This window comes from Heliobacterium mobile (assembly GCF_009720735.1).
GTDB lineage: Bacteria > Bacillota > Desulfitobacteriia > Heliobacteriales > Heliobacteriaceae > Heliobacterium > Heliobacterium mobile.
On sequence record NZ_WNKU01000048.1, the window covers coordinates 1 to 9,969 of the forward strand.

Consider the following 9,969-nt stretch of genomic DNA (forward strand, 5'->3'; position numbering starts at 1 on the left):
ATCCGCTTTGACAATCTCGGGAACGTGTAATCTAAGTTCAATATACGTTGATATACTGATTACAAGTCAGTTGCTCTACCAGTTGAGCTACGCCGGCGAGTCAAGTTAAGTAATCTCCAATTTAGTGAGTTGCATTAATCAATAGTCATGGGGTATCTCCATGAGCAATTTGGGGGTCGTGGAAATTAGTGCATACCCCCATAGATGACAGACTAGAGTCGTATAATTTCGGTGTAATGAACGTTAGAACAACTGATTACAAGTCAGTTGCTCTACCAGTTGAGCTACGACGGCGAGTCAAGTTAAGTAATCTACAATTTTGTGAGTTGCATTAATCAATAGTTATGGGGTATCTCCATGAGCAAATCGGGGGTCGTGGAAATTAGTGCATACCCCCATGGAGACAGACTAGAGATGTATAATTTCGGTGTAATGAACGTTGGAACAACTGATTACAAGTCAGTTGCTCTGTTGGAAGACCTGTTAATCCGGTTCCCTTTCAATGGCTAATTTTAAACGATCTTTGTAGATTTGAACAGAGAGTAAGATGTGGGATGTCAGGTCCGCATTGTTTGGTAGAAGAAGGGATTAACACAGCATTGAAAGCCCGCCAGTTAAGGCGAGCTTTTTTACGTTGGGTGGTGCGAGCAGTTGTCGGAACTACAGTTACACTTCAATTTTGACGGGTATTCGACCGAAGATCACTGTTGCCCACCGGGGGTACAGAAGATGAGGAAGCATAGAAGGATGAGTTGCAGTTTTGGGGGCAGTGTTGCCGGTGGGGGGTATGGGGGAAGGGGGGTTAATAGTGCTGATTTCGTAATAAAAAATAACCTCCAGTACCAGCGATGACTGAAGCTAGCAAGATTGCAACTTTGGCTTGAACTAGCAGTTCCGGATGCTCAACCAGGGCTAATCCAGAGATGAACAAAGACATTGTAAAACCGATACCAGCCAACCAGGACAAGCCGTAAACATGTGCGAAAGTCATTCCTTCAGGCAAAGAGGCAATTTTTAGTTTGATCGCTATCCACGAAAAGAAGGTTACACCAACTTGTTTTCCCAGCACTAAACCTAGTATAATTCCTAAACTTACAGGGGTTGTGATTGCAGTAACGTCATTTAGGGAAACACCGGCATTAGCAAAGGCAAAGAGCGGCATTATAAAATAACTGACCCAGGGATGAAGAATCCCCTCCAACTTATGTAGCGGAGATTCAACCCTGTCGATGAGGACGTTCAGTTTTGTGATGAGACTGAAATATTCTTCGGTGACGACTGTCTTGTTGTCCTTTTGGTAACCATGAAACGCTTGAATGGTTTCTTGAACTTGTTCAGTAAATTCATGGGTGTTTATTACGGTACGAAAAGGTATGGTCATGGCCAGTAAGACTCCAGCGATGGTGGCGTGAATCCCCGATTTTAAGAACGCGATCCATAACACGAGTCCAAGTAGAATATACGGAGTGAGTGACCGAATCCCACGGTAATTGATTAAGACCAGTGATAGAATGATGCCTGTAGCCAACCCAAGGTAAGCGATCTGAATGGTTTCCGTATAAAATAATGCGATGACAAGGACGGCACCCAAATCATCGACAATAGCAATAGCGATCAAAAAAACCTTTAATGAGAGTGGAACTCGGTGACCTAGCATACTTAGGATACCCAGAGCGAAAGCAATATCGGTTGCCATAGGTATTCCCCAACCGGCAGCACTGGGTGAGTTGTTATTCAAAAGTGTATAGATCAAAGCTGGTAAAATCATGCCGCCGATTGCGGCAATAATAGGTAGGCTGGCTTTTTTTATCGATGAAAGTTCACCTTCGAGAATTTCTCGCTTAATTTCAAGCCCAACCACAAAAAAGAAAATGGCCATCAATCCGTCGTTTATCCAAAGGATAACCGGTTTGGACAGTCCGAAAGAGGATGTACCTATCGTAAAAGGTTGATTGATAAGTGACTCATAAGAACTCCTCCAGGGTGAGTTGGCAATAAGCAAAGCCAGAATGGTACAAGCAAGTAATATAATACCGCTCGATGTTTCGGTTTCGATAAACTCTTCAACCGGTCTTCGAACTTTTTCTTTTAGAAAACGGATCGTCCTATCTTTCATGAATAAATAACCACCTATTAATGGCAGCTATAATGGGAAAGGAAAGAGGTATTGCTGCCGTATTCAGACATGAGGCTCTGAATACTATTATATACATCATTCTTGATGAACAAACCAAATTTTTCATTTGGCTTTGTCGCTTCTAAACTGTTCTAATCCATCTATAATCTAACGTTAAGCTACCCATATTTTCACCTTAAATTCCCATCGTTTAATTAGAGTTTAGCGTTTTATCTGCATCTTTGGGTGTCCTAACAGCGGAGGTGATCGCCGTGACCGGGACTAACAAACCCAATCTCTCAACCAACTTTGAGGACGTAGAGACAAACACGGGTACAGATCAGCTTAATAAACACCGGGGTGAGGGCTCGCAGGTTACAAGGTTGTCGTGGGATATAGGAGATGCGTTATTCGTAGCAATGCGATTTTAATTTTATGGTTTATTACGATAGACCATGTCTCTTTTTTAACGTAACAACCTATCAAATACTCACCCAAAATCCCCAATCCCCCACATAAAGCCGCTGTAATGGCTCACGTCCAGTTTAACCCCGTTGTGGTATGAATGGTATGGGTGGTTGCGTTTGAGAGCGTAGGGGGAACGTGTGGGGTAGGGTTTTTCATAAAGACTATCTGGAATTACTGATATTACCTAAAATGAAGTATTTTGTGATATCTCCCACGAAGTATACAGCGAATCGCACGCAATGGAGGGGATATCATGAGTACCTTTCTATTTGTGGCTATAGCTTTAACAATAGTAATGGCAGTATCAATATTAATAGCGATTGTGATCAAAGCCATCCGTGGAGTCCGTTCCGGCCACAGCGATAGCGATTTTGATTTCGATCTTGGCTCTGTTGGTGATGACATTAGTGACAATGGTGGATTTGATTTTGGCGGCAGCGATTCAGACTTTGGCGGAGACAGTGGCGGTGGCAACAGTGGGGGAGATGGCTGTGGTGGAGGTGGTGGTGTCGATTGAACGCTATCCCAATTATCTGGCTGGGAGATTAATTTATGGATGATATAATGAGACTCGTATTTGCCATATTAATAAACGTTCTTATTATAAGAGTTATTATGAACGTAATAGCTCGTTATGGCATAGATTTCGTAGGATTCTTTACTGATTTATGGGAAAGGCTACGGAAAACAGATATATTTAAGTATCTGTGCTAAAGGGGCTAGTTGAATGGTAGAACTGCGTACCATTTCGAGATACCGGCTTACGATATGGGTTACCGCCTTATTGATCTTCTTTGGTTTGCTCGGTACTTATAAAGATACAATCTTACAAGAAGGAAATCCGATTCCTGTAGGTTTTGCAATTTTTCGATTAACTCTTCTCGGAGAAGATGTCGTCCGGTTTTCCGAGCAACCCGAGCGATTCATTGTTAAAAATATCGGAAAAGACCCAGATAAGCCATTCTTTGAAGTGATGAAGCTACGTGGATGGGAGTTCAAAGAACAATTCGGATCAGCATACACTTTTTTAAGAGGGGATAGACCAGAATTAGCAATCGGGAGAATGTTTACTCAGTACTTTTCAGTATTTGAACTTGTCGAGCAAAAATAGAATTTAGTTTAATGGCTCTGAATGTTAGGGCCTTTTTTCATTTCTGGACATATAGGTGATCTTTTCGCCGTATTTATCAACTAAAAACCCCATCCCCCACATAAGCCCGCTGTAATGGCCCACATGCCTTTTAACCCCTGTTGTGGAATGAATGAATGGTTGATTGCGTTACAGGGCGTAGGGGGGGGGAGGGGTGGTTTTGTTAGTTGAATAAAGGAAAAATAAGTTTTTAGTTCCTTGTCGAATTTCAGGACGTGCATATTCGTAAAAGAAACTAATCCAAATAGTCATCTAAAACCGCAATTTTCGACAATATTTTCAACACTAATATAATATAATATAATATATCCTATCAGAGTTGTTTTAGAAAAATGAAAATAGAGGTATGATTTTGAGCTTAGAGTTAAAACAGTTATATAATGAGATTTTGGAAAAATGTAAAAGCAGAAATACTAAAAAAGGAAAAAAACAATTCGAAAAATTTGTAAAAGAAAAATTGAAAGAAATAAATCTAGACATTGAGACGGATTCAATATTTATTGCAACTAATATAATAACAAAAACTGTTGAACCTAAAATTATTTTAATGGCACATTATGATACGATTAAATATCCAGATATATTTGAATGGATATTTAAAATAATCGGTCCAATAGGTTCAAAACAAATATTAAAATTATTTATTTTTATATGTTTCATATTAACTTGTTTATATTTTTCTGACAAATTTCATATTTATAAATACATTTTTTTCTTTAAACCCGTCGTTTTTTCAAATGAATTGTTAAATTCGATATATTTTTTTTGTTCGAATTTTTTTTTCGAATATCCTCTTTCTTGTTTAACATTTTTTGTTCTTTCTTTGGATTACATTGCCAAATTAATAACATACAGAAATAAACTTCACAATGCTAACGACAACACCAGTGGTATTATCTCAATTCTTAGTATTATGTTGCGTATAGCCCGTAATAATCCAAGCATATTAAATAAAATTCAAATATGCTTTACAGACTTAGAGGAATTAGGAAGAATAGGTTCGTGGTCGTTTAACAAAAAAATACCTAAAGATAAGGAAGTTATAATAATAAACCTAGACGGAGTAGGAATTGGAGATTATTTACTTATAGATGGGAATAATGAGAGTAACAAGAAAGGCTTTACTGAAGAGATTATATCTTATTTTGAACAAAAAGAATATGAAATCGTTAAGTGTAGAATAGTATCAGATTATAGATCTATAAAAGAAAATATAGCTATAAATATTTCCTGTGGAAAAAAAGCTAAGTTAACAGGATACTATATTCCGAATTGCCATAGTTTTCATGACGATGAAATTTATTTTGAAAAACTAGAAACATTAATTCTCAATATTATTGATTATATTGAGGAAAAAACTTCTTAAGAACTGGGATTTTTGTATCTTAATTATTACATAAAAATGTTTGCGACTTCGCGATCATCAGCGAGGTCACTTTTGTTTCTCTGGCCATCTGGGACAAACTAACCCCGGACATGATGCGTCTTCATCCAGGAATGGCTTGAATCTCGACGGCAGCGGAAAAGGGAAGAAGATGAGGTGGCTTTGGCTAACCTTAATGACAAGTGCGAAAGAAACGCCACTTTAGCCAAAGACCTCGAGTTTTTCCAAGAACAAATCGAAGCCGCAGGGCTTACTGTTCCGGACAGCGTTCAGGAATTATTAAAGGAAAGCCTTGAAAAATCGAGTAATCGGGCCGAGCTGTTTTGTGAACAGCGTGAGCAGATGAAGAAACGCGTTCATTGAGTCTCCAGCGATCTCGCCGTTACTGGCGGGGTCGCTTTTTTCTTTCTACATAGAAGATGAGTTTTTCACGGGCTAAGGGAGGTTGTTTGTGGGGTTGGGAGGGGTAGGTGGGCCAGAACTCGTCTGCTATGGATGGGATAGCAGATGAATTAAATATAAATGAAGCCGCCGTACAGTACAGATATATTTTCTTGCAGAATATGACGCAATAGACAGGAAAATTGAAGGAAATGTCAAATAATTATTAGCAGAGGCAACGAACAACTAACGGTGAAGTTCGGGACTTAAAAACCTATTATTGGATAGATGCTCTGTTAGTTATAGTTTGTAACTTCTAGTCTTTGCGAGTCAGGTGATTAAACTTGAGTATTCCTTTTACAAGGCGAGAAATGCAGCGAGCTTACCGTGTGAATTATCAAGCTTCAGTGGTTGAGGGGGAGCGTTCAAATGCTCACCGACTTTTACTCTTCTACGCAGTAGAATGCGGTTTAAAAGCTATTTTATTACTAAGAAAGGGCGAAGACTATTCAAATGGTAGTAAAGTAGTTGAACTATTTGGAAGAATAAGCCATAATATTAATGCGTTACTTGATGAATTAAGGGCCGGAGTAGAGTTGCATTTACCATCGACCAAAATGAGAAAAATCCGATATTCTGACGGAAATGAGTATGAACGACATGTTTGTTCTAAAGAGTATAATCAAATGTGGCGTTATGGGGGAACGTCGGACACATTAGAGGATTCAGTTCTCGAAGGCAAGCTAGAGAACATCTTAAGGTGGATAGAAGGGGAATTAAGATGAGGTTATTAACTTGGCTAGATGTGGAAAGGGAAATAAGAAAAGTAAGTAACAACAAATTGAACCTTCCTCCCGAAATAGAACGTATTGATTGTTTCTATGACGCTATAGAAATCGGAATAAGTAATAAAACTGACAGAGGGAATATTAATAAATATTTAACTGATTGGTTTGGTGATTGGTATGATTCAAAAAATTCGTTGATTCGCTTAGACTTGGATGATGCAACAATACCAGTCGAAATTTTGTACGATAATAATACACATAGGAATAATGTAAATATTAGTCCCCTATGGAAAAATATTTCCTACCTTAGGAATAATGATAGTAAAAATATCTCCTATATTCCATCCACTCCTCAGGATAAACATGGACCGCAACTCGTCGCATTCTATTCCTTTAAGGGGGGAGTAGGGAGAAGTACTCATCTAGCAGCTTATCTTTTTGCTTTACTAGCACAAGCAAAAAAAATTAACAGACCTGTAACAGCTGTAGTAATAGACGCTGATTTAGAAGCTCCTGGTTTAACATATTGGAGTAGGAAAGAAAAACTAAGGCCTGACATTTCATTTGCAAACTTCTTAGAAGTATACCATTATCCTCCCATAGAACGTGAGGCTGCTCTTTCATCACTAATTAAGAAAATTAGTGAGTACTGTAAATATCAAGAGAAATCTAAGTATTATTTTCTACCAGCTTTTATAAATGACCGGGAACTTTTAGACATGCCTATTCAACCGGAAAATCTAGCACGCAGTTCATCAGAACCTTGGCAAGTTGGTGAAGCACTATATAAGTTAGGCCAACTATTAAAAGCCGATTTTGTGTTTGTCGATCTTAGAGCAGGCCTAAGTGAGATATCGAGCCCAATATTACTTGATCCTCGTTTTGAACGGTTTATTTTTACTACGTTAACAGAACAATCTATAAGCGGAACATCTTTAGTACTTGAGGAGATTTCTAAATTATCTCCAACCTTAGAACATCTGGACTCAAATAAGTTATTTGATCCTACCGTCGTTCTTACTATGCTTACTCCAGAACTAAAATCTAATGAAGTATACGAAAACGCAATGACCAGGTTACAAGAATCCTATAATGCAACAAATTCAACCGATGAGTATATTCCTAGGTTGCAATTTGAGGAGACCTATTTCAGCCAAGAATTGCTCTATATTAAAGATTGGCAAGATGGTCAATATAAAATTTCTATGTCCCCTTCAATTATGAAGGTTGCTTCTGAATGGGCTCAAACTGCTTGGACCCCTAAGGGCGGTAAAAAAGAACCTAACAAAACCACCTATGATATGGATAGTGTGAAACGTCTTAAAGATACTTGTGAGGCGTATCAGTATGCAGAAAAGGGAGTTAAAGACGAACTATTGATTACTGATGCACTACAAAACCTTGCAATAAAATTTACAGAGCAACTTCCTCGAATAATATCAATAGGTGCAAAAGGGGCCGGTAAAACCTTTAATTTTTTACAATTAGCTCGCATAAAATTTTGGGAAAACTTTTTAGCTTTGATAAATCCGATAGATAGTATTGATAAACAATTAAGCGGAAAAGCAATAATGTATCCGTTTTTAGTACCTAATAACCTCGGTGACGAGGCAAGGAAGTTGGTAGATGCAGCCAGGGATGAAGTTGATAAGGTTGTTAATTTAAGTACAGGAAATAACAAGAAGAATATATTTCATGCAAGAGGTTTAAGCGACCTAATAATAAAAGATAGGTTAAAAAACAAAACCGACTGGAGCGAGTTTGATTGGACCTTATTTTGGATAGAAAATTTGGCGAAATCGGTAAATTATCAACTGCCACGTGTAAGCGATGGAGATCCCGCTTCAATTTTTAGGTCTTCGTTACAGTCGTTTAATTACTTTCTAGAATCACAAAAACTTCGTTTTGTTTATCTCATCGACGGTCTCGAGGAAATATTTGAAGATATTGCCAACAAGAACAGTCAACAAATTGCTTTAGAAGCTCTATTAAAACTTCCAAGTCGAATAAATGAAGAAATTAGAAAACCGAACTTTGGAATCATTGTTTTCTTGAGAAGAGATTACCTTCGATACGCTATTAAACAAAATGCCGGTCAGTTAGAGGACCGCTATAAACCTTTTGAACTAAACTGGGATTATGAATCCTTTTTACGCTTGGTAGTTTGGCTTTGTCAAAGAGCAGCAATTATCGATAAAAAAATCCAACCTTCCTCTTTAGGACGTGAAGATTTAGCTAATCTATTAGAAAAACTTTGGGGTAAAAAATTAGGCAAAGCAAACTCCAAAGAAGCATATAGCTTTTCATGGGTTTTCGCTGCATTAACAGATTTCAAAGGTAGACTACAAGCGAGAGATGTCGTAAGGTTTCTCTATTATGCTGCAAAGAAAACAATTGACGATCCAAACTTAGTGGCATTTTCGGTATGGAATAAAGAACGGTTGTTACCTCCTTCTGCGGTACGTCATGCCTTACGCCCTTGTAGTACAGATAAGGTAATGGAAGCAAATACAGAGTATCCCGAGTTTAAAGATTGGGTTGAAGAAATAAATAATCTTAATAAAGAAAAAAGAGTAGTCCCGTTTTCGGTTGACCAGTTACCTATCGAGTCTAGAAGACTAGAATTTCTTAAAGATATTGGAGTCATCTACGAGGATAGGGATAAGGATGGGGTTCTAAAGTTTTACATCCCGGAAATATTTCGCTATGGATTAAATTTTGAGCTTGATAGCACAATTAAACCACGTGTTTTAGCATTAAAAAGAAAAAGCATGGGAAAAGGGTTAGTTTAATATTAAAAAAATATTCCCTTTAATTAAGAAATAACTAAGATATTTCTCGAGTCCGAGCTTTATGATTAAGCACCTTAATTGTACCCCACCACCCACAGCCCACCTATTGAATAGACAGGCAGTTCAGCCCATCGTGGTTGGACTGCTTATTTTTTTCAAGGACGGTGGACAATGACAGTAAACCTCAGAGAATTAACACTCGACACCATCCATCACATGGACATCAACGACGGTCTCAAACTGCTCCCCGATAACTCCATCGACCTCATCATCGCCGACCCACCTTACGGCATCAACTACCGTAGCGGCAGCCGAAAACGAAAGTTCACCGCAATCCAAAACGACGACATCATCATGGCCGACTGGCTATCCGACGCTTATCGGGTTTTGAAAGACGGTGGTGCTTTTTACTGCTGGACCCGATGGGATGTCTATACCGAGTGGTACCACCGCATCGCCCAACACTTCACCATCAAGAACTGCATTGTCTGGCAAAAGAACGGTGGGGGAATGGGTGATCTTCGTGGAGCATACAGCCCGGCCCACGAATTTCTTATCTTCGCTGTGAAGGGCCGACACATATTAAATGGAAAGCGAATTTCAGACGTATGGGCTGTGCCTCGTGATCCAGCAGTAACCTACATCCATCCTACGCAAAAGCCAGTGAAGCTGGCCGAGATGATTATTGAGAAATCGTCGAAGCCGGGTGATATCGTGCTGGTCCCGTTCTGCGGAAGCGGGGGAGACTGCGTGGCAGCCAGGCGGATGGGGCGGAGGTTCATTGCGTTTGATGTGGAGAAGCAGTACGTGGAGGCAGCGAGTGAAAGGGTATTGAGAGCGGCTTGATTTGGATTTGTTATAAACAGTACGCCGCACCGCAATGGGCCAGA

The 9,969-nt window shown here is 39.1% G+C and carries 8 protein-coding genes; 7 read left to right on the forward strand and 1 reads right to left on the reverse strand.

Annotation, left to right across the window (positions count from 1 at the left end):
* Positions 1-802: 802 nt before the first annotated feature.
* Positions 803-2,116 (reverse strand): Na+/H+ antiporter NhaA, encoded by a 1,314-nt coding sequence (gene nhaA, locus GJ688_RS18700; protein WP_155478032.1) that lies wholly within the window; start codon positions 2,114-2,116, stop codon positions 803-805.
* 721 nt (positions 2,117-2,837) lie between these two features.
* Here nhaA and GJ688_RS18705 point away from each other — a divergent pair.
* From GJ688_RS18705 to GJ688_RS18735, 7 genes are all read left to right on the forward strand, one after another.
* Positions 2,838-3,101: a hypothetical protein gene (locus GJ688_RS18705; protein ID WP_155478033.1), complete on the forward strand. Its 264-nt coding sequence runs from the start codon at positions 2,838-2,840 to the stop codon at positions 3,099-3,101.
* 210 nt (positions 3,102-3,311) lie between these two features.
* Complete coding sequence (locus GJ688_RS18710; protein WP_155478034.1) at positions 3,312-3,695, forward strand: hypothetical protein; 384 nt, start codon at positions 3,312-3,314, stop codon at positions 3,693-3,695.
* Between the two features lie 391 nt (positions 3,696-4,086).
* The gene (locus GJ688_RS18715; protein ID WP_170292156.1) at positions 4,087-5,100 is read left to right on the forward strand and encodes a M28 family peptidase; all 1,014 of its coding nucleotides are present in this window, start codon (positions 4,087-4,089) and stop codon (positions 5,098-5,100) included.
* Between the two features lie 174 nt (positions 5,101-5,274).
* Positions 5,275-5,481, forward strand: coding sequence for a hypothetical protein (locus GJ688_RS18720; protein ID WP_155478036.1), 207 nt, complete (start codon positions 5,275-5,277; stop codon positions 5,479-5,481).
* A gap of 362 nt (positions 5,482-5,843) precedes the next feature.
* Positions 5,844-6,284, forward strand: a complete 441-nt coding sequence (locus GJ688_RS18725; protein ID WP_207708845.1) for a hypothetical protein — start codon at positions 5,844-5,846, stop codon at positions 6,282-6,284.
* Positions 6,281-9,079 carry a P-loop ATPase, Sll1717 family gene (locus tag GJ688_RS18730; RefSeq protein ID WP_155478037.1) on the forward strand — a complete coding sequence of 933 codons (2,799 nt, stop codon included), beginning with the start codon at positions 6,281-6,283 and terminating at the stop codon, positions 9,077-9,079. Before GJ688_RS18725 ends, GJ688_RS18730 begins: the two co-directional genes overlap by 4 nt.
* Before the next feature lie 171 nt (positions 9,080-9,250).
* Positions 9,251-9,925 carry a DNA-methyltransferase gene (locus GJ688_RS18735; RefSeq protein ID WP_155478038.1) on the forward strand — a complete coding sequence of 225 codons (675 nt, stop codon included), beginning with the start codon at positions 9,251-9,253 and terminating at the stop codon, positions 9,923-9,925.
* The last annotated feature ends 44 nt before the right edge of the window (positions 9,926-9,969 follow it).

Coding starts and splice junctions, on each gene's coding strand:
- GJ688_RS18705 (WP_155478033.1), top strand. CDS start 2,838: ATGAGTACCTTTCTATTTGTGGCTATAGCTTTAACAATAGTAATGGCA.
- GJ688_RS18710 (WP_155478034.1), top strand. CDS start 3,312: ATGGTAGAACTGCGTACCATTTCGAGATACCGGCTTACGATATGGGTT.
- GJ688_RS18730 (WP_155478037.1), top strand. CDS start 6,281: ATGAGGTTATTAACTTGGCTAGATGTGGAAAGGGAAATAAGAAAAGTA.
- GJ688_RS18735 (WP_155478038.1), top strand. CDS start 9,251: ATGACAGTAAACCTCAGAGAATTAACACTCGACACCATCCATCACATG.
- nhaA (WP_155478032.1), bottom strand. CDS start 2,116: ATGAAAGATAGGACGATCCGTTTTCTAAAAGAAAAAGTTCGAAGACCG.